Origin of the sequence: Kitasatospora sp. Root107 (assembly GCF_001424875.1) — a bacterium.
GTDB lineage: Bacteria > Actinomycetota > Actinomycetes > Streptomycetales > Streptomycetaceae > Kitasatospora.
This window is the reverse complement of sequence record NZ_LMCT01000072.1, coordinates 128,860-152,993: the sequence shown is the minus strand read 5'-3', so window position 1 is coordinate 152,993 and position 24,134 is coordinate 128,860. Positions and strand designations below refer to the sequence as shown.

Genomic DNA, 24,134 nt, shown 5'->3' with positions numbered 1-24,134 from the left:
GTAGTCACGCCTTCGCCTTCGAAGCTCGGCCGCCCGGATACCGACGAACCCGCCCACACCGCCGCTCCGCACCTTCGAAACCACTGTGGTCGGGCTCACCCCCTGCAGCACGCTCCGCCACCGGACCACCTCCGGAACGGACCTCCGCAGACAGCGTCCCGGGCGGGCGCGTACGCTACCGCTGCCGGCGTCCTGACCGGTTGCCTTCGGGGGGAGACAACGATGCACCCGCACCTCAGCAGTCCCGTGGACCCGCCGCCGCCGCGCGAGCGGCGCCGCTCCTGGTGGTGGCTGCCCGAACACGAGCGGCGGGCCAGGGCCGAGCGCCGCCGGGCGTACCAGCGTTGGAAGGCCCGGCAGCAGAAGAGCGACAACTGCGACGGCTGCGACTGCGTGGGCGACGGCTGCGGCGACCCCTGTCTGATCGCGCTGATCCCGGTGGTGCTGACCTCTGCCGTCCGGTTCGCCGTGGGTGGGCGGCGGGCCGGGGCCGATCCGGCCGCGCCGGTCCCGGACGGGTTGGCGGCGGCCGCGCTGTACGGCGCCGTGCACCACTACCGCACCCGGATCAGTCCGACCCGGCGGGCCTGCTGCCCGTACACCCCGACCTGCTCGACCTATGCCGTGCAGGCGCTGCACCGCCACGGTGCGGTACGCGGCGCCCGGCTCACCGCGGGCCGGCTGCTGCGCTGCCGGCCGGGCACCCGGGGCGGCCAGGACCCGGTGCCGGGGCGCTGACCTGGCGTCAGTTCTTCGCCCAGGGTCGGCAGAGCACGACGAAGGCGGTCAGCGCGATCGCCCCGCAGCCGGCCACCACGACGCCGAGCAGCGCGACCGAGGGGCGTTCGCCGAGACTGCTGAGCGGGGCCACCAGCGCGCCGCAGGTGAAGGTGGAGACGCCGATCAGCGCCGAGGCCGAACCGGCCGCGTGCGGAGCCATGGTGAGGGCCTGGGCCGAGGAGTTGGGCAGCACCATGCCCATGCCCGCCATCAGCAGGAAGAGCGCGGGCCACACCCCGGCCAGTCCGAGATCCCAGACGGTGGTGAAGAGCACCAGCGCCAGACCGGCCAGCAGCGTCGCGACCAGCCCGATCGGCATCAGCCGGTTCATCGGCAGCCGCTGCACCAGCACCCTCCCGTTCAGCTGACTGAAGCCCACCACGGCAACGGAGTTGACCGCGAAGATCAGGCTGTAGGTCTGCGGCGAGATCTGGTACTCGCTCTGCAGCACCACCGAGGACCCGCCCACGTACGCGAACAGCGCGCCGAAGCTGAACGCACTGGTCAGCACGTACCCGGTGAAACGCCGGTCCCGGATCAGCCCGCCGATCGCCCGCAGCGTGGTGCCCAGGCCGCCGCTGTGCCGCCGCTCCGGTGGCAGCGACTCGTCCAGGGCCAGCAGGACCCAGGCGGTCAGCACCGCGCCGAACAGCACCAGGGCCAGGAACGAGCCCCGCCAGTCGGTGAACCGGAGCAGCTGGGCGCCGACCGCCGGGGCGAAGATCGGGGCCAGCCCGCTGATCAGGCCCAGCGAGGCCATGAAGCGGATCATCGCCACGCCCTCGAAGCGGTCCCGCGCGACCGCCCGGGCGATCACCAGACCGGCCGCCCCGGAGAGGCCCTGCAGAAACCGTCCGCCCACCAGCACCGCCACCGACCCGGCGAACGCGCAGAGCAGCGTGGACAGCGTGTACAGCACCATCCCGGCCAGCAGCGGCCGACGGCGGCCGAGCCGGTCACTCAGCGGCCCGAACACCAGCTGACCGATCGCCAGACCGAACAGCGAAGCGGTCAGCGTCAGCTGTACGGCGGGTGCGGTCGAGCCCAAGTCACCGGCCAGCGCCGGGATCGCGGGCAGGTAGAGGTCGGTGGTGAGCGGTCCGAGCGCGACCAGGCTGCCGAGCACCACCACCGTGGCCCGCCCCGGCTGGGGACCGTCGGCCGTGCTGTCGGCGGCCGTGGTCCGCTCGGGGATCTCGGCGGTCGGGCCTGTCATGGGGCTCCTCGGGTCTGGTCGGTGCCTCAAGTCCTACCCCAGCCCCGCCCGCCTCCGCACCCCGCCCCCTGCCGCTGGCTGCGCCGCACCCCTCAGGGACGGAACTCCCGGACCACCTCGATCAGGCCGACGATGTGCTCGTTGAACTCGGCCAACTCCTCGGCCGGCACCCAGAGCTCCAGGATGGTCCGGCCCCCGGCCTGCTGGACGGGGTAGCGCGCCAGGAAGTCGGTCTCCACCTCGAACCGGGTCACGTAGCCGACGCCGGAGGCGGGCACGTTCCAGTCCCGGGCGATCCGGACGGCGTAGTCCTCGTTCATCACCGGGTAGAAGATCGGCTGGTCCGGCAGCCTCGGCGGCCAGGCCCGCCACCCGGAAGCCTCGACCAACGCGAGCTCCTCGGGCCCGGTGGGGCGCCACAGGGTGGTGGTCGCGGTCATGGTCCTCTCCTCTGCCGCTCGACGAACGCCCCACCGTAGCGGCCGGTCCCCCGGCCACCCACCGGATTTCCGCCGGTCAGCGGTAGGCGGACTCGCCGGTGATGGTCTCGCCGAGGACCAGGGTGTGGATCTCGGAGGTGCCCTCGTAGGTGAGCACCGACTCCAGGTTGTTGGCGTGCCGGAGCACCGGGTACTCGACCGTGATGCCGTTGGCGCCCAGGATCGTGCGGGCGGTGCGGGCCACCTCGATCGCGGTGCGGACGTTGTTGAGCTTGCCGAAGCTGATGTGCGCGGGGCCGCACTTGCCGGCGTCCTTGAGGCGGCCGATCCGGTGGGCCACCAGGTACGCCTTCTCCACCTCGAGCATCATCTCGACCAGCTTCTGCTGCGTCAGTTGGAAGGCTGCGATCGGGCGTTCGAACTGGATCCGGGTCTTCGCGTACTCGAGCGCGGTGGTGTAGCAGTCCCGGGCCGCACCGACGGTGCCCCACAGGATGCCGTACCTGGCCTCGCCCAGCGAGGACAGCGGGCCGCGCAGGCCGCGCACCCCGGGTAGCACCGCGTCGGCGGGCAGCACCACCTCGTCCAGCACCAACTCACTGGTGACCGAGGCGCGCAGCGAGAGCTTGCCGTGCACGTCGGTGGTGGAGAAGCCGGGGGTGCCGCGCTCGACCAGGAAGCCGCGCACGCCCTCCTCGGTCTGTGCCCAGATCACCGCGACGTCCGAGATCGAGCCGTTGGTGATCCACATCTTGGTGCCGGAGAGCACCCAGTCGGTGCCCTTGCGGCTGGCCCGGGTGCGCATGTTGGCGGGGTCGGAGCCGAAGTCCGGCTCGGTCAGCCCGAAGCAGCCGATCGCCCGGCCGGCCGCCATCTCCGGGAGCCAGCGCTGCTTCTGCTCCTCCGAGCCGTAGGCGTGGATGGACCGCATGGCGAGCGAGCCCTGCACCGAGACGAAGCTGCGCAGCCCGGAGTCGGCCGCCTCCAGCTCCATGCAGGCGACGCCGTACTCGACGGCGGTCGACCCGGCGCAGCCGTATCCGTCCAGGTGCATGCCCAGCACCCCGAGCTTCCCCAGCTCGGGCGCCAGCTCCTTCGCCGGGAAGACCCCCCGGTCGAACCAGTCCCCCACGTACGGCCGGATCTTCTCGTCCGCGAACTTCCGTACGGTGTCCCGGATCAGCCGCTCCTCGTCGGTGAGCAGCTCGCCCACCGCGAGCAGGTCGGCCGGGTCGGGGCTGGTGCGTGCCATGTCGCGCTCCTCGGGGCGGGGTGAGAGTGGCACGAGTATCGCGTAACACGCGGGCAACAGGGACATGGCAAGGCACGAGACACCCGCCACATTCGGACCGCGCGGCACCCATGACGGTGGATCAGCCTTGATAGCGTTTTGAACGCGCTCAGAACGTCTGGTCGCACGGGGGTGGGCTGTGCGTTTCCGGATTCTGGCACTCGTCGCGGCGACCGTCGTCGCCGGTCTCGGCCTGCCCGCCCTGACCGGCGGCGCCGTGGCCGACGCGCTCGGGGACGCGCTCTACACCACCCTGCTGTACCTGCTGGTGCTGCTCGCCGTCCCCCGGGCCAGGCCCCTCGCCGCAGCCGGGCTCGCGCTCGGACTGAGCTTCGCGGTCGAGTTCCTCCAACTCGCCCGGATACCCCCCGTGCTGCGGATCGTGCTCGGCTCCACCTTCAACGCGCCGGACCTGCTCTGGTACGCCGTCGGGGCGGCGAGCTGCCTGCTGGTGCACCGTCGGTTCCGGCGGCCGGGAACCGTACGCGGCTGACCGACGTCCACTGCTCTCGCGAAGGCTGCGACCAAAAGCGGGACCCGACCCGTCCTAGGGGGCAGAGCCCGCACCGAAGCGGGTCCGCATGGCCGGCGTGCGGTTGACACTCCCTCAGAAGGACAGCAACCGAAAATGAGCGAAGAAGTCGATTTCCGACCCGACGGGTTCCATCGTGCCCTGGACTCCGAGCTGGCCACCCTCACCGCCCCGCCGCTGGGTGACCTGGTCGGCCTGGCCGCCCGGGGCGGCCGTCGGAAGCGGCGCCTGCGCGCCGCCGGTGCGGCCCTCGGGTCGGTGACCGCGGTGGCCGCGCTGGCGGTGCTGGTCGGGTCGCTGGGCACGGGCCCGGCGCAGTCGACCGCGGTGGGCCCCGCCGCCGGACCGCCCGCCGCCGCACCGGCGTCGGGCTCCGCCACGCCCGAGGCCCCGTCGAGTGCGACCCCGTCCCCCGTGGTGACCCCGGCAGCACCGCAGGTCCCGGCCACCACCGCCGCTCTGCTGGCGGCCGTGGTGCAGTCCCTGCCCGCCGGGTACACCACGGACCACCACGCCGCAGACCCGCCGGAGAGCGGAGCCTCGAGCATCTTCGCCTACGTGAACACCCCGACCGGCACCGGCCGGATCTCGGTCGCGGCGTACATCCCCGAGGAACCGGCTCCGTGCACCCCCGGCCCTTCGCGCTACATCGCGACGAACACGGTCAGCTGCACCACCAGCCCCGCTGGTGACGTGGTGGAGGTCGAGGTCAACCCGAGCAACTGCATGCAGGCCACCGACGTCCGGGTGCACCGCCCGGGCGGCTTCGAGGTCTCGGTCACCATCTCCGACTGCCTGAACTGGGACGGGGCCAAGAACCCGCACGCCGTCCCGGCCCTGACCCACCAGCAGGCCGTCGCGCTGGCCAGCAGCCCGCTGATCGGCACCACCATGCCGGCCTCCTTCGTCGAGGCCGCCAACGCGAAGTACCCGGCACTGCCGACTCCGTAACGCACCACTACCGCCGCGGCCCCGATCCGGGGCCGCGGCTCCTTCCATGTCCCCACCGAGACCCGGAGCCCGATGGTGCGCACCGAATCCGAGTTCATAGCCTTCGCCGAGGCCAACGTGACCCGCCTGCGGCAGACCGCCTACCTGATGTGCCGGGACTGGCACCTGGCCCAGGACCTGACCCAGGGCACCCTCACCAAGATGTACCTGGCCTGGAACCGGCTGAACCGCCAGGGCGGCGACCCCTTCAGCTACGCCCGCAAGGTGCTGCTGAACACCCTGCTGGACCACAAGCGGCTGCGCAGCAGCACCGAGCTGACGGTGGACCAGCTGCCGGACCGTCCCGACCCGACCGACCCGACGGCCGACCGGCTCACTCTGCTGAACGCGCTGGCGCTGCTCCACAAGCGGGACCGGGCGATCGTGCTGCTGCGCTACTGGGACGACCAGAGCGTGGAGCAGACCGCCGAGATCCTCGGGGTGAGCACCGCCGTGGTGAAGTCCCAGAGCATGCGCGCGCTGGCGGTACTGCGCACGCATCTGGGCTCGGACCGCGAGGTGCTGTTCGGCTGAGCTGGGCAGCCCGTGTGACGCTGCGTCCGGAGCCGTAACCCCCGGCGCGCCCCGGGTGTTGGGCCGGTCATGCGCACCGTGATCCGACTCGCCGCCACCACCGCCCTGCTGCTGGTGGCCGCCGCCGTACCTGCCCAGGCCGTCCCGTCCGCCGACGGGCACAGCATCCCCGTGGGCGCCATCAGCGACCTGGGCAGCGTGCTGACCCTCGCGGACGTGGGCTACGACTTCGCCACACTGCTCGGCCAGTAGACCCGGAAATACCTGAGGCGTCCGCGCGGCTGGCAGAGGCAGGAGGTGCAAGGTCATGCAGGAGTACCGGATCGAGCACGACTCGATGGGCGAGGTGCGGGTGCCCGCGTCCGCCAAGTGGCAGGCGCAGACCCAGCGGGCGGTGCAGAACTTCCCGGTGTCAGGCCAGCGGCTGGAGCGGGCGCACATCGCGGCGCTGGCCCGGATCAAGGCGGCGGCGGCCCGGGTGAACGCCGAACTGGGTGTGCTGGACGCCGAGACGGCGGGGGCGATCGTGGCGGCCGCCGAGGAGGTGGCCGAGGGGCGGTGGGACGACCAGTTCCCGGTGGACGTGTTCCAGACCGGGTCGGGCACCTCGTCCAACATGAACGCCAACGAGGTGATCGCCACCCTGGCGGCCGAGCGGCTGGGCCGGCCGGTGCACCCGAACGACCAGGTGAACGCGAGCCAGTCCTCCAACGACGTCTTCCCGTCCTCGATCCACATCGCGGCCACCGCCGCCGTGACGGGCGAGCTGATCCCCGCGCTGGAGCACCTGGCGGCGGCACTGACGCGGAAGGCGGCCGAGTTCGCCGAGGTGGTGAAGTCGGGGCGGACGCACCTGATGGACGCCACCCCGGTCACCCTCGGCCAGGAGTTCGGCGGCTACGCGGCCCAGGTCGGGTACGGGGTCGAGCGGCTGCGTGCCACGCTGCCCCGGGTGGCCGAACTGCCGCTCGGCGGCACGGCGGTGGGCACCGGGATCAACACCCCGCCCGGCTTCTCGGCCGCCGTGATCGCCGAGGTGGCCAGGACCACCGGGCTGCCGCTGACCGAGGCCCGGGACCACTTCGAGGCACAGGGAGCCAGGGACGGCCTGGTCGAGCTGAGCGGCCAGCTGCGCACCGTCGCGGTCGGCTTCACCAAGATCGCGAACGATCTGCGCTGGATGGGCTCGGGTCCGCGCACCGGCCTGGGTGAGCTCAACCTGCCGGATCTGCAGCCCGGTTCCTCGATCATGCCCGGCAAGGTCAACCCGGTGCTGCCCGAGGTGGTGCTGATGGTGGCCGCCCAGGTGATCGGCAACGACACGACCGTCACGGTGGCCGGGGCGAGCGGCAACTTCGAACTGAACGTGATGCTGCCGGTGATCGCCCGCAATGTGCTGGAGTCGGTCCGGCTGCTCACCAACAGCGCCCGGCTGCTGGCCGACCGGACGGTGGACGGCCTGACCGCCAACGTCGAACGGGCCCGCGAGTTCGCCGAGTCCTCCCCCTCGGTGGTCACCCCGTTGAACCGGTTCATCGGCTACGAGGAGGCCGCCAAGGTGGCCAAGCAGGCGGTCGCCGAGCGAAAGACGATCCGTCAGGTGGTCCAGGAGCGCGGGTACGTCGGGGCCGGGAAGCTGACCGAGGCGCAGCTGAACGAGGCGCTGGACGTCCTGCGGATGACCCACCCCTGAGCCCGCGTCCCTGCCTCGGACGCACCGGTGGCGCGGACCTCCCGGTCCGCGCCACCCGCGCAGATACTCACCCTCCGGCAGCCATACCTCCGGATCCGCTCCGGCGGAGACCCCGCCCGGCCATGTCCGCCGCCATCGCGACGGCGGCCAGACCGAGACAGACCATCAGTCCACCGGTGATCACATTGGTGAGAATGGTCCGACGGACCGCGTCCGGACCGGAGACCACCCAGGGCGCGAGGATCGTCCATGCACCGATCAGCGTGGCGGCCCAGGCGCGCGCGTGGGTGCGCTCGTACGCCGAACCGTAGCCCGCCATCAGTACCGTGAAGGCCAGCCCGAGGATCAGATTGTTGACCGTCAGCCCGGAGGAGCCGGAGAACCCGACCACCCAGGCAGAGATCGCCAGGAACAGACCCGAAAGCATGGCCAACGCTTCGACCGCCTGCGCCCGAGGAGTCGACACCACCCGCTCGTAGTGATCACGCATCGCCACGATGTCCGGATGGGTCTCCATACTCATCGGCAGCTGGGTTGACACCAGGACCACCTCCTCAGTCGGCACTTGGCACGCGCATGCTCATTACCCAGTCTGCGTCGGAATTAACAATTTGTCCGCATTTGCACCCAGAAGGACTCCACCGCCGCAGCCTCCGCTTCCCACAGCTCCTCGGGCAGCGGCTCGAACGGCTCGACCACCACCGTGCCGCCGTCCCGGCGCCAGCTGCCGAGCACCCGCCCGTCCACCACCAGCGCAGGCCGGACCACCCCGCCGCCGGCGTTGATCCGCTTCGCGTGCCGCTGATCCAGCATCAGGCCCCGGTCGCGGTAGCCGAGCAGATAGTTGTCATACGCACCGAGCAGCCGTACCAACGGCTCCCCCTCCTCCGGCAGCTCGCCGGTCGCGAACAGCCCGTCCCCGACCTCGGGCAGCCCGGCGAAGGCCCGGCGGCCGACCGTCAGGGTCAGCCCCGACCAGGCCGCGAAGTCCGCCGGTCCGGCCGGGCCGAACGCCGCCACGTACCGGGCGGCCAGCTCCGCCGCCACATCGGCCGGGTCGGCCTCCTCCCCCGGCGGCAGCAGCTGGTAGCCGGGCTCGCGCGGCGCCACCTCCGCACCCCGGCAGAGCACCCCGAGCCCCGCCGCGTACGCGGTCAGGTGCGCCGGGGCCTGTCCGGTCGGCTCGACCCCGACCCCGCGTTCGTTCAGCCGCGCCACCAGCTCGGCCCGGGACAGCGGCTCGGTCAGCACCTCGGGCAGCGCGGCCAGCGCCCTGGCCAGCACCGCCTCGGTCAGGCCAAGCTCCCGCCGCCTGCGGGCCCCTGCGGCCACGTTGCGCTGACCGAACAGGGCCAGCAGCGGCCGGAGTTCACCCGCCGGGACCAGGTGCAGGGTGCCGCGCATGAGCCAGCTGCTCACCACCTCGCCCGCCCGGTACGCCCGCTGCACCGCCGCCGCCTCGGCCAGCCCGCGCGCCCGCAGCCCGAGCCGGGCCGCCCCGGCGTCCTGCGCCTGGATGCCGGGAGCCCGGGCGGCGATCTCCGCCACCGTGTCGCCACCCGTCCGGAACTGACTGTGCATCCGCCACCGCGGCAGCTGGTCGTCGTCGATCACACCAGTATTCTGCTCCGTCGAGGACGGACCGAGGGGGAGCTGTGATCGGGGACGCGATACCGATGCGGGTGAAGCGGGACGGCGGGCTGTGGACGCTGATCGCACCGCCCGACACGCTCTCCCGGCCGGTGGTCCGGGGGAATCGGGTGTTCGTCCTGGTGGACGGGCGGCCGGTGGCCTGCGACCGGGCCGACGGCACGGTGGTCTGGCAGAGCCCGCACCGGGTCATCGGTGAGCAGGACTACTGGGAGGCCAGGCTGACCGCGACCGGCGGCCACCTGGTGGCGCCGACCGCGCGGACCGACCGGTCCAGCCCCGGGCCGGCCGCTCTGAGCGTGCTGGAGGCCGAATCCGGTTCGCTGCTCTGGGAGTTCGACCCGGGCGAGCTGGCCGAGTACCGCGCCGACCGGGAGACGCTGGTGGTCTGGCACGGCCGGGTGGGCGGCCGGCCGAGGCAGCTCGCCGGCTTCGACCTCACCACCGGCAGCCGGCTCTGGGAGCACACCTTCGAGTCGGTCTCGACCATGGAACTGGTGGACGGCCGGGTGATCGCCTCGGTGAAGGATGCTCAGGGCTACGCCGTCTCGGCCTTCGACGCCCGCACAGGGGCCGGGCTGTGGCGCCGGACCGAGCCCAGCGGCATCCTCTGCGTGCCGAACAACGGCGCCCGGAGCGGCCCGTCCCTGGTCTTCGTCTGGGGCTGGACCAAGGCCCGGCTGCTCTCGCTCGCCGTCGCCGACGGCACCACGGTCGGCGACTTCTCGATCCCGCGCAAGGATCAGCAGTACAGCCCGCTGATCATCGACGGCGGCCGCACCGTCTGGGTGGCCGCCGCCTCCCGGGCCGCCGCCGTCCTCAGCTTCCGTCCGGGCACCCCGACCAAGGAGCCCTCACACACCTTCCACCTGGTGCGGCACCCGCTGTCGCACGTCGATGTCCCGATCGCACCGGCCGACGGCTGGCTGTACGCGATCGACGACGGCGACCGGCTACTGGCCAACCCGATCGGCTCCGGCGGCACCCCTGCTGAGCCCCTTCCGCTGGCCGGAGTCCGTGCCCCGGCACGACCGCCGGATCGACTTCTGGCACGGCTTCACCGCCGGACGGAACCACGTCTATCTGCGGACCCGCGTCCGGCCCAAGGCGCAGGCGTCCGCCCTACGAGGCGGCTCCCTGCTCGACGATCACCTGATCGCACTGCGGCACGGCACCGTGCTCTGGCGCCGCCGCCGGCCGTCCGTGATCCCCCTGGTGCCGACCGGGGACCAGGTGCTGCTGGTCGAGGGCGACGGGCAGCACGACCGGCTGCTGCTGGTCGACGGTGACACCGGAGCCGCCGTCGAGGCGTGATCCGCGTCTCAACCCGGCGAGGCGCCGTTGCCTATGAAACTCGTTGCATAGGAGGATGGCGGGTATGGCACTGGAGCACGCGATCCTCGTCTCACTGCTGGAGCAGCCCGGCTCCGGGTACGAGCTGGCGCGACGGTTCGACCGTTCGATCGGACGGTTCTGGACCGCCACCCACCAGCAGATCTACCGGGTGCTGCGGCGGATGGAGGCGGACGGCTGGATCGCCGCCCAGGAGGTCGCCCAGGACGGGCGGCCGGACAAGAAGGTGTACGCGGTGGCCCGGGACGGGCGCTCCGTACTCTCCGACTGGCTGCGCGAACCGGTCGAGCCGGAGACCGTCCGGCACGAACTGGCCGTCAAGATCCGGGCCGCCGCCTTCGACGACCCCGCCGCCCTGATCTCCGAGGTGACCCGCCACCGGGAGAGCCACGCCGCCCTGCTGGAGCGCTACCGCACCGGCGAGCAACGCGACTTCCCGCCCGGCACCGAGCTCGACCCGCAGCAGCAGCTCCAGCACGTGGTGCTGCGCGGCGGCATCGAGTACGAGCGGATGACCATCGCCTGGCTCGACGACGTACTCGCCACCCTGCACCGCCTCTCCCGCTGACCCTCACCCCACAGGACTTCACATGCTCTTCAACCCGAGCACCTATGACCCGAAGCAGTTCGACGACACCACCCGCCGGCTGCTGCGCGCCACCGTGGACTGGTTCGAGTCGCGCGGCAAGCAGGCGCTGATCGACAGCTACATCGACCGCGCCTGGTACGGGGACTTCCTCGAGTTCGCCGCCAAGGAGGGGCTGTTCGCGGAGTTCCTGACGCCGTCCTCCGCCGACGCCGACAAGCGCTGGGACACCGCGCGGATCGCCGAGCTGAACGAGATCCTGGGCTTCTACGGCCTCGGCTACTGGTACACCTGGCAGGTCACCATCCTGGGCCTCGGCCCGGTCTGGCAGAGCGAGAACGAGGCCGTCCGGGCCCGGGCTGCCAAGCTGCTGACGGAGGGTCACGTGATGGCCTTCGGGCTGTCCGAGCGCAGCCACGGCGCGGACATCTACTCCACCGACATGATCCTCACCCCGACCGCCGACGGTGGCTTCACCGCCACCGGCCCGAAGTACTACATCGGCAACGGCAACGTGGCCGGTCTGGTCTCGGTCTTCGGCCGTCGCTCGGACGTCGAGGGCCCGGAGGGCTACGTCTTCTTCGCGGTGGACAGCCGCCACGAGGCGTACCACCTGGTCAAGAACGTGGTGAACGCCCAGATGTACGTCAGCGAGTTCCGGCTGGAGGAGTACCCCGTCCGGGCCGAGGACGTGCTGCACACCGGCAAGGCCGCCTTCGACGCCGCGCTGAACACCGTGAACGTCGGCAAGTTCAACCTCTGCACGGCATCCATCGGCATCTGCGAGCACGCGATGTACGAGGCCGTCACGCACGCCCACAACCGGGTGCTGTACGGCCGCAAGGTGACCGACTTCCCGCACGTGCGGCGGGAGTTGACCGACGCGTACCTGCGGCTCAACGCGATGAAGCTGTTCAGCGACCGGGCGGTGGACTACTTCCGCAGCGCCTCCCCGGAGGACCGTCGCTACCTGCTCTTCAACCCGATGACCAAGATGAAGGTCACCACCGAGGGCGAGAAGGTCATCGACCTGATGTGGGACGTCATCGCGGCCAAGGGCTTCGAGGCGGACACCTACTTCGACAAGGCCGCCAAGGACATCCGGGGCCTGCCGAAGCTGGAGGGCACGGTGCACGTCAACCTGGCCCTGATCCTCAAGTTCATGGCCAACTACCTGTTCGCCCCGGCGGACTACGCACCGGTGCCGACCCGCCTCGACCCGGCGGACGACGCGTTCCTGTTCCAGCAGGGCCCGGCCCGTGGCCTGGGTGCGATCCGCTTCCACGACTGGCGGACCGCCTACGACGCGCACGCCCACCTGCCGAACGTGGCCCGGTTCCGCGAGCAGGCCGACGGCCTGTGCGCGCTGCTCCTGGAGCACGCGCCGACCGCCGAGCAGCAGCAGGACCTGGACTTCCTGCTGGAGATCGGCCAGCTCTTCGCGCTCGTGGTCTACGGCCACCTGGTGCTGGAGCAGGCCGAGTTGACCGGCACCGAGCCCGACCTGCTGGACGGCATCTTCGACTTCCTGGTCCGGGACTTCTCCGCGCACGCCACCGAGCTGCACGGCAAGACCTCCACCAGCGAACCGCAGGCCGCCTGGGCGCTCTCCCAGGTCCGCCGCCCGGTGGCGGACGCCGAGCGCACCGCGAAGCTGTGGGCCCGGGTCGAGGAGCTCTCCGGCGCGTACGAGATGCGTCCCTGACGCATGACAGTGCCGGGCCCCTGGGCAGCAGGGGCCCGGCACTGACGTTCCGTCGGCTAGAAGGTGAGCTTCCAGCTGTTGATGTAGCCGGTGTCCTGGGCCGCGATGTCCTGCACCTTGAGCTTCCAGACGCCGTTGGCGACCTCGCTGGAGGCGTTCACCGTGTAGGTGGCCACCACGTCGTCGGCCGAGTCGTTGGAGCTGGAGCTCTTCAGCCGGTAGGTGCTGCCGTCCGGGGCGACCAGGTCGACCACCAGGTCACCGCGCCAGGTGTGCTTGATGTCCATGCCCACCTGAAGGGCGGCCGGTGCGTTGCCGGTGACGCCGCTGACGGTGACCGAGGAGGTGACCGCCGCGCCGTTGTCCGGGATCTGCACGTCGGCGGTGTTCTCGAAGACCGTGCCGGGCAGCGGCGGGGCCTCGGTGCCCAGCGTCCAGACCGCGTACGCGATGGAGTCGGCACCCCGGTCCAGCGCGGTGTCGTTGATGTTCGCGCTGGTGTCGCAGGAGGCGTGGTAGCAGGCGTCGAAGTCCTGGCCCGCGCTGCCGCCCCACTTGGTGGCCTGGGCAGCCGTCTTGATCTCGTCGCCGCCGCTGTACAGACCGCCGACCTTGATGCCGACGTTCTTGAACGGGGCGTGGTCGGAGCGGCCGTCACCGTTGGTCTCGATCTCGGTCGGCACCCCGACACCGGAGAAGTAGGTCTTCAGTACGCCCTCGAGCTTGGGGTCGTCGTCGTAGACGAAGTAGCCCGGGTTCGGCGAGCCGATCATGTCGAAGTTCATGTACGCGTCGATCTTCGCCCGCTCGGCGGTGGGCAGGTTGTTGACGTAGTACTTGGAGCCGATCATGCCCAGCTCCTCCGCCCCCCACCAGCCGAACCGCAGGTGCTTCGTCGGCTGCAGCCCGGCCCGCGAGACGGCCAGCGCGGTCTCCAGGATGCCCGCCGAGCCGGAGCCGTTGTCGTTGATGCCCGGGCCCGCGCTCACCGAGTCCAGGTGCGCGCCCACCATGACGACGTGGCTCGCGTCACCGCCCGGCCAGTCCGCGATCAGGTTGTAGCCGGTGGCGCCGCTGGTGGTGAAGGTCTGCAGGGTGGTGGTGAACCCGGCACCGTCCAGCTTGGCCTTCACGTAGTCGATCGAGGCCTTGTAACCGGTGCGGCCGTGCGCCCGGTTGCCGCCGTTGGCGGTGGCTATCGACTGGAGCTGGGCCAGGTGCGCCTTCACGTTGGCGACCGGGATGTCCGGGACCGCCTGCACCGTGACGGCGGCCGGGCGGGCCTGGGTCACCTGGGCGGAGGCGGCGGTGGCGAGGAACCCGGCGGCCAGGGTGGCGGCGGCACCGGTTGCGACGGCGGAGCGGAGCACGCGGGATCGCCGCGAGGCACGCTGAGACAAGGGAAGCTCCAGATTCTGGTGGGGCAGAACGGAACGTGCTTAAGCTGCCGGTCCCGGTGTCCGGTCGGCCAGCGAGTATTGACGCGACCATGATGATTGGGTGAATACCGAGATCCCGTCAAGGGGTCCAACCCCCGCACCGGTCCCCGGAGTCGGCCTCACCCAGGACATACCGGGACCACTGCCTCATGAAATCGGGACAACGGATGGCCCACCCTGGAGCCGAACCGACCCCCGGAGGCCACCGTGCCCGAAACCGTGCCCGAAACCACCGACCTCACCAAATTCGCCGACCCGCTGCGCATCCCCCAGGTGCTCCGCCCCGAAGCCGAGTTGACCATCCGTCAACTGTCGGCCGACGTGCAACTGCACTCCGAGCTGCCCCCGACCCCGATGTGGACGTACGAGGGCAGCTTCCCCGGCCCGACCATCGAGGTCCGGCGCGGACAGCGGCTGCGGATCGACTGGCAGAACCGGATCAGCACCCCCTACCCCGCCCAGATCGGCCATCTCCCCGACATCACCATGCCCCCGGCCGAGAACGTGCCGGGCATCGACCCCACCCTGATCGACCCCAGGGGCCCCGCCCTGCCGCCCTGGCTGGTGGTGCACCTGCACGGCGCGGTCACCAACGGCGGCAACGACGGCTGGACCGACAACGCGGTCCACACCGGCCACTCCCAGCTCTCCGAGTACCCGAACGACCAGGCCGCGATGCCGCTCTGGTACCACGACCACGCGATGGGCGTCACCCGGCTCAACGTGCTCGCCGGGCTGGTCGGGACGTACCTGATCCGGGATGAGGAGGAGGACCGACTGCACCTGCCCGCCGGGGAGTTCGAGGTCCCGCTGGTGCTCTGCGACCGGAATCTGGCCACCGGCCCGGACGGTGCGCTGACCGGGCAGCTGCTGCACAAGACGGTCGGCCCGCTGCCGTACTGCGGGCGGTACACCCTGGTGAACGGCGTGATCTGGCCGTACCACGCGGTCAAGCCGCGCTGGTACCGGTTCCGGGTGCTGAACGCGTCCAACTCCCGTCCGTACCGGCTGCACCTGGTCGACCCGGACGGGCAGCGGGTGAACGGGGTGGCCTGGCAGATCGGCAGTGACGCCGGCCTGTTCGGCACCCCGATCCCGCTGCCGGGGCGCGGCCTCAGCCTGGCCCCGGCCGAGCGGGCCGACCTGCTGATCGACTTCACCGCACTGGCCGGCCGCACCCTGCGGCTGGTCAACTCCGCCCCGGCCCCCGCCGAGGGCACCCCGATCGGCGAGCACGACGCGGTCGGCATCGCCGACCCGGCCAACCGGCTGCCGGACCCCGAGGTGATGGAGTTCCGGGTCTCGGCCACCGCCGAGCCCGAGCCGTTCGCACTGCCCGCCGTGCTCTCGCCGAGCTTCCGGCGGCTGGCCCACGACGACATCCCGCACCACGGCCACCGGGTCCTGATGATCACTCAGGACAGCGGCACGATGTTCCACTTCTGGGAGATGGAGGAGGTCCCGGCGGCGGAGGTACCGCCCGTCGGCACCGTCCAGGACGGGATCGTCCAGGTGCAGGCGGCCGGCCAGGCCGTCCACACCTACCGGCGGATCTCGGCCGACTTCAACGACCGCCTCAACTGGCGGATCGACGAGGACGCCTGGGAGCAGTGGACCATCATCAACCTGGCGCAGCTGGCGCTGCACCCGGTGCACATCCACCTGATCCAGTTCCAGATCCTCACCCGGGCCACCGTCGACACCACCGGCTTCGACCCGGTGAGCGGCGGCACCCCGATCGGCAAGCCGGTCAGCTGGGGCGCCCAGAACCCGATCGACCCCGCCGAGCAGGGCTGGAAGGACACCGTCACCGTCGCACCGCGCGAACTCGTCCGGGTGGCAGGCCAGTTCACCGGGGCCACCGGCAAGTTCATGTACCACTGCCACATCCTCGACCACGAGGACGACGGCATGATGCGCCCCTTCACCGTCTCCCCGGCCGCCGTGATGGCCCTCGACCCGGGCATGGGCCACGGCGGCATGCACCACGAGCACTGACCCGCACAGCACAGCACGCCGCCCGGCCAGGGATTCCCTGGCCGGGCGGCCGGTTCACATCCAGAGGGTCTCAGCGGTGCGGCACCGCATGCTCCTCCTCGTCCTCGGGTTCGTCGTCGTTCTTCTTCTTCGGGCACGGCGGCTGTCCCGGGCCTCCGCAGGGGCTGCCGCCCTTGCCGGACTGCCTGGGGTCGAGGTTCGCTGCCATCAGGTCTCTCGCTTCCGCTCGGCGGGCTTTCCACCACTGTCCCCCCGCCCCGGTCCCACCCACATGAGCTCCTGGTCCCCACCTGAGCCGGGACCGGCGGACCGCTACGCGGGAACCCGGGGGAAGACGGCCCGGACGACCGCGCCGTCGGAGTCGTTGGCGGCGGTGAAGGTGCCGCCCAGCTCCTCGGCGCGTTCGGCCATCGAGCGCAGGCCGACGCCCGCACCGCCGGTGTGGGCGGGGAAGCCCGCGCCGTCGTCTGTGGCCTCGACGGTGACCTCGTCGGGGCGGACCCGGAGGGTGAGCCGGGCGGCGGCGGCGCCGGAGTGGCGGACCACGTTGTTGAGGGCCTCGCCGCTGATCCGGTAGATGGCGACCTCGACGGCGGCGGGCAGGGTGGGCAGCGGGTCGGGGTCGAGGTCGAGGGTGACCCGGAGGGTGTGGTGGCCGAGGCCGTCGGCGAGCCGCCTCAGCGCCCCTGCGAGACCTTCGCTGCCGAGGGCGGCGGGAGCCAGCCCGTCGGTGATCCGGCGCAGTTCGGTGATCGCCTGGCCGATCCCGGCCGAGGCGGTGCCGAGCGAGACCGCGGCCTCCGACTCGGGCGCGATGCCGGTCCGGGCCGCGTCGATCTGCAGGCGCAGGCCGGAGAGCGCGGGCCCGAGCCCGTCGTGCAGGTCGTGCCGGAGCCGCCGCCGCTCCTCCTCCCGGGCCAGCACGATCCGCTTCCGGCTGGCCTGCAGGTCCTCGTACAGCCGGAGCGAGGCGATCGCGGGCGAGGCCTGGTCGGCGAGCAGCCGGAGCACCTCGCGGTCCTGCCGGTCCAGCTCGCGCTGCCCGGAGCGCGGCGGCACGGACAGCTCGCCGATCACCACGCCCTCGTAGCTGAGCGGGAAGCTCTCGGCGGGGAGCTCGGCGTCACCGAGCCCGGCCAGCTCGCGGGGCCCGCTGCGGGTGCCGACCCGTACGCACGCGCCGGGCAGGCCGAGCGCGATCACCACGGTCTGGCAGAGCAGCGAAGGCGCCTCGGCGGGGCCGACGGCCTGGCTCATCCGCTCGGCCAGCTTGCGCACCACCTGGTACGGGTGGGCCCGCTCGCCGTAGTAGTACCGGTCCACGGCACGCACCACGAACCGGGCCGCCGGGCGCAGCAGCGCGCCGAGCAGCGCCGCCGCCGGCAGCAGCCACCAGCGGACGCCGGGCCCGGCGTCGGGCCCGGCGTCCGGGAGCAGACTGCCCATCAGATAGGCGAGCAGCAGGACGACGATGAACAGCAGCGTGCAGAAGGCGTACGAGGCCAGATAGCGCCGGGTGGCCCGGTCCAGCGAGAGCGAGCGGTCCCGGCGGAAGCCGAGGACGGGCACCAGCAGCCAGACTGCCTCGCCCACGAAGACCACCGCGTACGGGACCCAGTCGGGGTAGTCGTCGAGATAGTGCGGGACGGTGATCAGCGTGACCCAGACCAGGTAGGCCGCGGCCACCTCCCGCAGGTGCGGGTGCGGTCCCGGCGAGCGCCACCAGCGGACGGCGGCGACGGTCAGGGTGAGGGCCACACCGACGGTGAAGACGTCGTAGGAGTACGGCTCGACGTGCTCCTCCAGCCAGTCGAGCAGTGCGGTGCCCTCAAGCGGGTTCGCCCGGGTGTAGTACCCCGTGTGCAGGCCCGCGTTGAGCACGCCGACCACCACGCACCACGCCGCGACCAGCCCGGTGACGATCCGCCAGAACCCGCCGGGCAGCCGGGCGTCCGGGAGCCAGAGCGGGAAGGCCAGCATCATGAAGGCGTTGGCGATCGCGGCGGCGATCACCACCGCCAGGACGGCGTTCATCACCGCGGGCCCCGCTCCCGCCAGCTCGGCGGCGAGCCCCAGGAGCATCTGCAGGACCTGCAGCCCCCCGGCGACCAGCAGCAGCACGCCCAGGCCCCGGCCGTTCCGGTTGATCACCAGGAACAGGCCGGAGAGCGCGAAGGTCAGGCCGAGCGCGACGACGGTGCCGTCGAAGAGGTAGTACTCACTGATCCCCTCGGCGTCGCGGTGGGTCAGTGCGAGCACCGACCAGCCGAGAGCGCAGAGCAGGGCGAAGGCCGCGGCCGCGAGTGCCCGGGCCGTACTGGCGCTGGTGATCTCGTTCTCGCTCATGTACGACACTCCCTCGACCCTGGCTGCCTGTGGGCGGTCCATGCTCCCCGGCCCGCTGTCCCGACCGCACGGGGCCGTGGTCCTATTCGCCGCCCAGCCCCATGTCCCTGGCCCGGGCCACCGCCTCCGCGCGGGTGGCGACGTGCAACTTCTCGAAGATGTGGGTGACGTGGTTGCGGACGGTCTTCTCGGCCACCACCAGCTCGCGGGCGATCCGGCGGTTGTCCAGGCCCCGGGCCACCAGGTCGAGCACCTCGGCCTCGCGGGCGGTGAGCGAGGGGAACAGCTGGCCCGCCTCGCGCAGCTTGGTGCCGGCCAGCAGGGCGGTGATCCGGGCCGCGATCTCGGAGCCGAAGACCGCGCCGCCGGCCGCCACGGTGCGCACCGCGTGCAGCACCTCGTCCCGCCCGGCGCCCTTGACCAGGTAGCCGCGTGCTCCGGCCTGCAGGGCGGCCAGCAGGCTGCCGTCGTCGTCGGCCATGGTGAGCATCAGGACGGGTACGGTCGGGGTCTGCTCGGCCAGCCTGCGGGCCGCCTCCAGACCGGAGCCGTCGGGCAGCGAGAGGTCCAGCACCACCACGTCGGGCAGGCACTCGGCCACCGCGCCCGGTACGGCCGCGACGGTCTCCGCCTCGCCGACCACCTCGATGCCGTCGGCGCTCTGCAGGGCGGCCTTCAGACCCTCCCGGAAGAGCGGATGGTCGTCCACGATCAGTACCCGCACCGAACCGGTGTCCCGCTGCAGCTCGTCCACCCGGCCGACACTACCAGTGAGCGATATATGACCGAGTGTCACCTGTCGGCCCGTCAGGGCATCACCAGGACGGGCTTCACCACCTCCCCCGCCGTCGCGGCCGTCGCGGCCCGCTCCACATCGGCGAACGGGAAGGTCCGCACCAGCCGGTCGACCGGCAGCCGGCCCGCCAGGTGCAGGTCCACCAGCGCGGGCAGGAATCGCCCGGGCCGGCTCGCGCCCTGGTTGACGCCGACGATCCTCGGTACCCGGTCCAGCAGCGCCGGTACGTCCAGGGCGAGTTGACTGCCCGTCGGCGGCGCCCCGACCACCGCGCAGGTGCCGCCGACCGCGAGCGCGCGGACCGCTGCGCCGAGTGCGCCGAGCTGCCCGCTGGTCTCCAGGGTGTGCCCGGCACCCCTGCCCTTGGTCAGTTCCATGATCGCCTCGACCGGGTCCTCGGCCGTGGCGTCCACCACGTCGGTGGCGCCCAGCTCGCGCGCCAGCATCAGCCGGTCCGGCCGGACGTCCACCGCCACCAGCCGGGCCGCCGGGGTGAGCAGGGCGGCCAGCAGGGCCGAGAGCCCGACCGCCCCGGCGCCGAACACCGCCACCGTGTCGCCCGGCCCGGGCCGCAGCACGTTCAGCACCGCCCCCGCGCCGGTCTGTACGCCGCAGCCGAACGGGGCCAGCAGCTCCGCCGGCACCCCGTCCGGCACCGGTACCGCGTTGCGCTCGGTGGCCAGCGCCAGGGTGGCGAACGAGGACTGGCCGAAGAAGTGCCCGTGCAGCGGCGAACCGTCCGCGCCGCTGAGCGTGGCGCTGCCGTCCAGCCGGCTGCCGCCGAACAGATTGAGCCGGGGCCAGTGCGCGCACCGGACCGGCTGCCCGTCCCGGCAGTCGGGGCAGGCCCCGCAGGAGGCGAAGGTGAGCAGCACGGTCTGACCGACCGTCAGCCGGGTCACCGCGCTGCCGACCGCCTGCACCGTCCCGACCCCCTCGTGGCCGAGCACGGCGGGCAGCGGGCCCGGAGTGTGCCCGGCCCGGACGCTCAGGTCGGTGTGGCAGATCCCGGCGGCGGCGATCCGCACCAGCACCTCGTCGGGACGCGGGTCGTCCAGCCGGACCGGCTCCAGGGTGAACGGCTGCCCCGGGCCCCGGACCACGGCGGCGGTGGCGTTCGGCATCTCGCTCAACTCCAGTTCTGCGTCGGCCGGTAGAGCCGGGCCTCGGTCTGCCGCTCGTACGGCAGCCCGGGCGGCAGGTCGATCAGCTCCAGCTGCAGGCCCCACGGCGTCCGGAAGTAGACCCAGCGGTCGCCGTCGATCGGGCCGCCGTCGGCCACCGTCTCCGGCCGGCCGAGCACCTGCACGCCGGGCTGCTCCCGCAGGTACGCGGCGGCGGCGTCCACGTCGGTGACCGCGATGGCCAGGTGGTGACCGCCCCAGTCGCTGTTCCTGGGCAGCTCGCGGCGCTGGTCCGGCGAGCTGTACTCGAACAGCTCCAGATTGGTCACCGGGCCCAGCCGGAGCATCGCCACGTACGCGGCGGCCCGGTGGTGGACGCCGAGCTGACGGGTCATCCAGTCCCCGTCCGGGTCGTGCACGGGACCGGTCCGGTAGAGCAGTTCGGCGCCGATCACCTCGGTGAAGAAGGCGACCGCCTGGTCCAGATCGGGCACGGTGTACGCGACGTGGTGCACGGCGAGGGCACCGGGGACGGCGCTCATGAGGACTCCCAGCGGATCAGGGGCGGGTGCGGCGGCGGGGCAGCGGACGGCGGTGCGGGGCCGGGGCGGCGCCGAGGGTCAGACAGAGCAGCTCGGCGCCGAGTGGGCCGGCCGTCAGGTCGAGGTTCTGGCTCGCCGGGACCAGCAGCAGGTCACCGGCGTCGGCCAGGTATTGGGCCCGGCCCGGCCGCTGCTCGGCGACCACCGGGCCGCGCAGCACGTACCAGGCGGCCTCGGTCTCGGGGCGGCCCGCGCGGTGGTGGGTGCCGCCGGGGCTGAGCCGGAGGTGTTCGAAGGACTCGCAGTCGGCGGTGACCAGGTCGCGGCGGGCCAGGCAGCTCACGCGGGTGCGCTCGCTGCCGGGGCCGACCACGGTCATGGCGGCGGCTGAGGCGGTGGTGACGATCACCGGGGGCCTTCTCCCGGTACGGCCAGGACGGCGTGGAAGTACTCCAGGCCCGACTCCCCGGCGGTGAGGACGAGTTCGCCGCCCAGCGGCAGCGTGACGGCGGTGCCTTCGGCCAGCGGCACGTCGGTCTCGTCGGTGCTCGCCCGGCCGGCTCCGGCGGTGACGTAGAGCGTGTGCTCGACACCGTCGGCGGTCAGTTCGATGCTCTGCTGCGGGTCGAGCCAGCTGAGGCCGACCCCGCGCAGCGGACCGGTGAGCACCTGGCCGGGGTCCACGGCGCGGCCCCGGCGGAGGGCGGTGATCGCGGTGCTGGTCATCTCTGACGCTCCTTGTTCGGACCTGATGCTTCGACGGTGTCCTGCCCGTTGTCCCGGGCAACAGGGCGTGGTGTCCCGATCTCGGGCTTGCGGTCCGGGAGTTCGCGACTGACCGCGTCCGGCAGCACGGTCAGGCAGAGCAGCTCGGCGCCGAGCGGGCCGCCGTGCAGGTGCACCCGGCCGCCCTCGGGGGCCAGCAGCAGGTCGCCCTCGGCCAGCAGGTGCTGCGGCTGCTCAGGGCAGTCCAGCAGCGCTACCGGCCCGCGCAGCACGTACCAGGCCGCCTCGGTTCCGGCCCGGCCGGCCAGGTCGTAGCAGGCGCCGGGGCTGAGCCGGACGTGGTCGACGGCCTCGGTCTCGCTGTGCAGCATGCCCCGGCGGGCCAGGCAGCAGGTGCGGACCCGCTGGGTGCCGGGGCCGAGGTGCACGGCCGCGTGGGCCGTGTCGGTGACGATCATCGGAGCTCTCCAGGATGTTCGGAGGGCGGCACGGTGAGCACCGCGTGGACGTACTCCAGCCCGTCGTTCCCGGCGGTGAAGGACGCCGAGCTGCCGAGCGGGAGGGTGACGGACCGGCCGGGCTCCAGCGGCACCCGGACGTCCGCGGCGGCGGCCCGGCCGCGGCCGGCCGTCACGAAGACGGTGTGCTCGGTCGCGTCGGCGGCCAGCTCGACCCGCTGGCCAGCTCGCAGCCGGACCAGTTCGAGGTGCCGCAGCGGCCCGGTGAGCACCGCGCCGGGGTCGATCGGGCCGACCCGGCGCAGGTTGGTCACCACGGCGTGCCGCAGGATCGGGGTCCTCAGTCGGGGTAGTGCGGGCATTTCGATCACCAGCCAGTCCAGCGCCTCGGTGCCCGCGTTGCGGAGACCGTGGGTGGTGCCGAGGCCGGTGAGTACGACATCACCGGCCTCGACGGGATGGGGCCGGCCGTCGAGGATGATCTCCCCTCGGCCGGTGAGGAGCACGTAGACCTCCTCGGTGCGGGTGTGCAGGTGCTCACCGCTGACACCGCCGGGCGGAAGGCTGGCCCACTCGACCGCCTCCCAGTTGCCGAGCAGTCCCGGCCTGCGGGCCAGGCAGGCCCACCGGGTCAGCCCCTGGGCGCCGTGCACACCGTGCACCTCGGCGGGGCCGCGGGTGCCGGCGACAATTACGGTGCCACGCATGCCAGTTCCTCCAGTTCGGTGGCCGCCCGGCCGATCTCGGCGGCGGTCAGGTCGTCGGCGAAGCAGCCGTCGCCGATCCCGACCGGCAGCGGGAAGCGCTGTCGGCCGTCCCGGTGCCGGATCGTGTCGGTGAGCGCCTCGGCCAGCGTCTCCGGCTCCAACAGCGGGTGCCGGACCGGGAGTCGGAGCCGGCGCATCAGCCCGAGGATCCGGTCCCGCTCGGCGGCCTCGACCAGTCCCCTCCGCTGGGCGAGCACGGTGGTCAGTGCCATGTCGAGGCAGACCGCCTCGCCGTGCAGCAGCTCGGGCAGCGCCCGCATCTCCACGGTCGGGCTGAACGAGTGGCCGTAGTCCATCGAGCGCTCCAACCGGTGCTCCCAGAGGTTGGGTTGGAGCTCCTGGAGCATCCCGTGCACCGCCCGGACCAGCACCTCGCCGCCGGGGGCCGGGCCCTGGAAGCGCTGGTCGATCAGCGCCTCGCCGGTCCGGTCCAGCAGCTCGAACAGCCGCCGGTCCTTGATCAGGGCGACCTTGAGGATCTCCGCCAGGCCGTTGCTCAGGTGCCGCTGGTCCAGGGTGGCCAGGAAGGCCGGGTCGAGCAGCGTGGCCACCGCCGGGTGGTAGGTGCCAAGCCGGTTCTTGTGCCGGCCGAAGTTGACCCCGGTCTTTGCTCCGACGCCCGCGTCCACCAGCCCGATCAGCGTGGTGGGCACCCGGACGAACGGGGTCGAGCGGCGGTAGAGACTGCAGGCCAGGCCGACCACGTCCATCAGGACGCCGCCGCCCATCGCGATCACCGGCTCGGCCCGCCGGGAGACCCCGAAGCGGTCCATCCGGTCGGCGACCCGGAACACCGACTCCATCGTCTTGACCTCCTCGTGCGCCGCCAGCACGCAGAGCTCGACCTCCAGGTCGCGGGTCCCGAAGTAGGCCAGGATCCGTTCGCCGTAGAGCGCGTGCACGGTCTCCTCCACCACCACCAGACGCCGCCCGGCGGTGGCACCGGCGGTGGCGAGTGCCGGGTTGCCCGGGTGGAGCAGCTGCGGGGTGAAGCCGACCTGGTAGGTGATCGGAAGGGCGGTACTGACCGTCCAGGCGTTGACCGGCTCGCCGGTGGTGAACAGGCCGTGGGCGGGGGTGTTCGTGCTGCCTGCCACGGTGGCCTCCTCTGTCGTTCTCGGTTCGGAGCTCCACCTTCGCGATCCCGAGGTCCCGGACACACGGGGGC

General features: G+C 72.3%; 26 protein-coding genes. 10 read left to right on the top strand and 16 right to left on the bottom strand.

Translation table 11 applies throughout. The annotated features are described in order from the left end of the window. Positions 1–222 precede the first annotated feature (222 nt). Positions 223–738: a membrane protein insertion efficiency factor YidD gene (yidD, locus tag ASC99_RS38120; RefSeq protein WP_082598864.1), complete on the top strand. Its 516-nt coding sequence runs from the start codon at positions 223–225 to the stop codon at positions 736–738. 7 nt (positions 739–745) lie between these two features. Here yidD and ASC99_RS34180 read toward each other — a convergent pair whose 3' ends face one another. The 3 genes from ASC99_RS34180 to ASC99_RS34170 all read right to left on the bottom strand — a co-directional run bounded on the left by ASC99_RS34180 (position 746) and on the right by ASC99_RS34170 (position 3,688). Next, complete coding sequence (locus tag ASC99_RS34180; protein ID WP_082598863.1) at positions 746–1,996, bottom strand: multidrug effflux MFS transporter; 1,251 nt, start codon at positions 1,994–1,996, stop codon at positions 746–748. 92 nt (positions 1,997–2,088) lie between these two features. Then, positions 2,089–2,436 carry a hypothetical protein gene (locus tag ASC99_RS34175; protein WP_057239486.1) on the bottom strand — a complete coding sequence of 116 codons (348 nt, stop codon included), beginning with the start codon at positions 2,434–2,436 and terminating at the stop codon, positions 2,089–2,091. A gap of 76 nt (positions 2,437–2,512) precedes the next feature. Next, positions 2,513–3,688, bottom strand: a complete 1,176-nt coding sequence (locus ASC99_RS34170; RefSeq protein ID WP_057239485.1) for an acyl-CoA dehydrogenase family protein — start codon at positions 3,686–3,688, stop codon at positions 2,513–2,515. 178 nt (positions 3,689–3,866) lie between these two features. Between ASC99_RS34170 and ASC99_RS34165 the strand changes: the two genes are divergently transcribed. The 5 genes from ASC99_RS34165 to ASC99_RS34145 all read left to right on the top strand — a co-directional run bounded on the left by ASC99_RS34165 (position 3,867) and on the right by ASC99_RS34145 (position 7,476). Next, the gene (locus ASC99_RS34165) at positions 3,867–4,220 is read left to right on the top strand and encodes a DUF2809 domain-containing protein (protein ID WP_369824404.1); all 354 of its coding nucleotides are present in this window, start codon (positions 3,867–3,869) and stop codon (positions 4,218–4,220) included. 135 nt (positions 4,221–4,355) lie between these two features. Next, a complete protein-coding gene (locus ASC99_RS34160; RefSeq protein ID WP_057239480.1) occupies positions 4,356–5,210 on the top strand; it encodes a hypothetical protein in 855 nt (284 codons plus the stop codon). A 72-nt stretch (positions 5,211–5,282) separates the two neighbouring features. After that, complete coding sequence (locus ASC99_RS34155) at positions 5,283–5,783, top strand: SigE family RNA polymerase sigma factor (RefSeq protein ID WP_057239479.1); 501 nt, start codon at positions 5,283–5,285, stop codon at positions 5,781–5,783. Positions 5,784–5,852: 69 nt separating this feature from the next. Beyond that, positions 5,853–6,035, top strand: coding sequence for a hypothetical protein (locus ASC99_RS34150; RefSeq protein WP_057239477.1), 183 nt, complete (start codon positions 5,853–5,855; stop codon positions 6,033–6,035). A 55-nt stretch (positions 6,036–6,090) separates the two neighbouring features. Continuing rightward, entirely contained in the window at positions 6,091–7,476 is a 1,386-nt protein-coding gene (locus ASC99_RS34145) for an aspartate ammonia-lyase (protein ID WP_057239476.1), read from the top strand. A 67-nt stretch (positions 7,477–7,543) separates the two neighbouring features. Here ASC99_RS34145 and ASC99_RS34140 read toward each other — a convergent pair whose 3' ends face one another. Both ASC99_RS34140 and ASC99_RS34135 read right to left on the bottom strand, forming a co-directional pair. Further along, on the bottom strand, positions 7,544–7,993 hold the full coding sequence (locus ASC99_RS34140) for an SPW repeat protein (protein ID WP_082598862.1): 450 nt from the start codon (positions 7,991–7,993) through the stop codon (positions 7,544–7,546). 86 nt (positions 7,994–8,079) lie between these two features. Next, a complete protein-coding gene (locus tag ASC99_RS34135) occupies positions 8,080–9,090 on the bottom strand; it encodes a winged helix DNA-binding domain-containing protein (RefSeq protein ID WP_057239474.1) in 1,011 nt (336 codons plus the stop codon). Positions 9,091–9,131: 41 nt separating this feature from the next. Here ASC99_RS34135 and ASC99_RS34130 point away from each other — a divergent pair, with 41 nt between their 5' ends. From ASC99_RS34130 to ASC99_RS34120, 3 genes are all read left to right on the top strand, one after another. Then, on the top strand, positions 9,132–10,415 hold the full coding sequence (locus ASC99_RS34130; RefSeq protein WP_057239472.1) for a PQQ-binding-like beta-propeller repeat protein: 1,284 nt from the start codon (positions 9,132–9,134) through the stop codon (positions 10,413–10,415). Between the two features lie 89 nt (positions 10,416–10,504). Then, a complete protein-coding gene (locus tag ASC99_RS34125; protein WP_057239470.1) occupies positions 10,505–11,047 on the top strand; it encodes a PadR family transcriptional regulator in 543 nt (180 codons plus the stop codon). A gap of 22 nt (positions 11,048–11,069) precedes the next feature. Beyond that, positions 11,070–12,770, top strand: coding sequence for an acyl-CoA dehydrogenase family protein (locus ASC99_RS34120; protein ID WP_057239468.1), 1,701 nt, complete (start codon positions 11,070–11,072; stop codon positions 12,768–12,770). A gap of 56 nt (positions 12,771–12,826) precedes the next feature. Here ASC99_RS34120 and ASC99_RS34115 read toward each other — a convergent pair whose 3' ends face one another. Beyond that, positions 12,827–14,140 carry a M28 family metallopeptidase gene (locus ASC99_RS34115; RefSeq protein WP_057239466.1) on the bottom strand — a complete coding sequence of 438 codons (1,314 nt, stop codon included), beginning with the start codon at positions 14,138–14,140 and terminating at the stop codon, positions 12,827–12,829. A gap of 276 nt (positions 14,141–14,416) precedes the next feature. On the opposite strand from ASC99_RS34115, the gene ASC99_RS34110 reads away from it, so the two are divergent. Beyond that, positions 14,417–16,207 carry a multicopper oxidase family protein gene (locus tag ASC99_RS34110; RefSeq protein WP_057239463.1) on the top strand — a complete coding sequence of 597 codons (1,791 nt, stop codon included), beginning with the start codon at positions 14,417–14,419 and terminating at the stop codon, positions 16,205–16,207. Positions 16,208–16,277: 70 nt separating this feature from the next. Here ASC99_RS34110 and ASC99_RS39215 read toward each other — a convergent pair whose 3' ends face one another. From ASC99_RS39215 to ASC99_RS34065, 10 genes are all read right to left on the bottom strand, one after another. After that, a complete protein-coding gene (locus ASC99_RS39215) occupies positions 16,278–16,415 on the bottom strand; it encodes a hypothetical protein (RefSeq protein ID WP_157531931.1) in 138 nt (45 codons plus the stop codon). A gap of 104 nt (positions 16,416–16,519) precedes the next feature. Beyond that, a complete protein-coding gene (locus tag ASC99_RS34105) occupies positions 16,520–18,553 on the bottom strand; it encodes a histidine kinase (RefSeq protein WP_057239462.1) in 2,034 nt (677 codons plus the stop codon). Between the two features lie 82 nt (positions 18,554–18,635). Further along, positions 18,636–19,307, bottom strand: a complete 672-nt coding sequence (locus ASC99_RS34100) for a response regulator transcription factor (protein WP_235502955.1) — start codon at positions 19,305–19,307, stop codon at positions 18,636–18,638. A gap of 53 nt (positions 19,308–19,360) precedes the next feature. After that, on the bottom strand, positions 19,361–20,473 hold the full coding sequence (locus ASC99_RS34095) for an NAD(P)-dependent alcohol dehydrogenase (RefSeq protein ID WP_057239461.1): 1,113 nt from the start codon (positions 20,471–20,473) through the stop codon (positions 19,361–19,363). Between the two features lie 5 nt (positions 20,474–20,478). Next, positions 20,479–21,015: a VOC family protein gene (locus ASC99_RS34090; RefSeq protein WP_057239460.1), complete on the bottom strand. Its 537-nt coding sequence runs from the start codon at positions 21,013–21,015 to the stop codon at positions 20,479–20,481. A 16-nt stretch (positions 21,016–21,031) separates the two neighbouring features. Continuing rightward, on the bottom strand, positions 21,032–21,424 hold the full coding sequence (locus ASC99_RS34085; protein ID WP_057239458.1) for a hypothetical protein: 393 nt from the start codon (positions 21,422–21,424) through the stop codon (positions 21,032–21,034). Further along, entirely contained in the window at positions 21,421–21,741 is a 321-nt protein-coding gene (locus ASC99_RS34080; RefSeq protein WP_057239456.1) for a hypothetical protein, read from the bottom strand. The genes ASC99_RS34085 and ASC99_RS34080 overlap by 4 nt, the downstream gene beginning before the upstream one ends. Next, positions 21,738–22,199 carry a hypothetical protein gene (locus ASC99_RS34075; RefSeq protein ID WP_057239454.1) on the bottom strand — a complete coding sequence of 154 codons (462 nt, stop codon included), beginning with the start codon at positions 22,197–22,199 and terminating at the stop codon, positions 21,738–21,740. Before ASC99_RS34075 ends, ASC99_RS34080 begins: the two co-directional genes overlap by 4 nt. Continuing rightward, a complete protein-coding gene (locus tag ASC99_RS34070) occupies positions 22,196–22,906 on the bottom strand; it encodes a cupin domain-containing protein (RefSeq protein ID WP_057239453.1) in 711 nt (236 codons plus the stop codon). Before ASC99_RS34070 ends, ASC99_RS34075 begins: the two co-directional genes overlap by 4 nt. Beyond that, positions 22,891–24,063, bottom strand: a complete 1,173-nt coding sequence (locus tag ASC99_RS34065) for a sedoheptulose 7-phosphate cyclase (RefSeq protein ID WP_082598860.1) — start codon at positions 24,061–24,063, stop codon at positions 22,891–22,893. Before ASC99_RS34065 ends, ASC99_RS34070 begins: the two co-directional genes overlap by 16 nt. Positions 24,064–24,134: the final 71 nt, after the last annotated feature.